We start from the raw sequence: 446 nt of genomic DNA, 5'->3' as shown, positions 1-446 counted from the left end.
TCCCGTGGTCTGCGGGGGGCCTTATCCCTCTAAAAGGGTGAGAAACCTGGTCTTGGAAGAGGTTTCCCGCTTAGATGCTTTCAGCGGTTATCCTGTCCGAACGTAGCTATCCAGCGGTGCCCCTGGTGGGACAACTGGTAGACCAGAGGTTCGTCCGTCCCGGTCCTCTCGTACTAGGGACAGGTTTCCTCAAGTTTCTGACGCGCGCGGCGGATAGAGACCGAACTGTCTCACGACGTTCTAAACCCAGCTCGCGTGCCGCTTTAATGGGCGAACAGCCCAACCCTTGGGACCTGCTCCAGCCCCAGGATGCGACGAGCCGACATCGAGGTGCCAAACCATCCCGTCGATATGGACTCTTGGGGAAGATCAGCCTGTTATCCCCGGGGTACCTTTTATCCGTTGAGCGACACCCCTTCCACTCGGGGGTGCCGGATCACTAGTCC

The 446-nt window shown here is 58.7% G+C and carries 1 rRNA gene; it reads right to left on the bottom strand.

Annotated elements, in window-relative coordinates:
- A 23S ribosomal RNA gene (locus VXD91_RS20925) occupies nt 1-446 on the bottom strand; the annotation flags it as partial.

Origin of the sequence: Mycobacterium sp. SM3041 (genome assembly GCF_039668335.1) — a bacterium.
Taxonomy (GTDB): Bacteria; Actinomycetota; Actinomycetes; order Mycobacteriales; family Mycobacteriaceae; genus Mycobacterium.
Note: the sequence above shows the minus strand (reverse complement) of the source record. Positions and strands in the feature narration are given on the sequence as shown.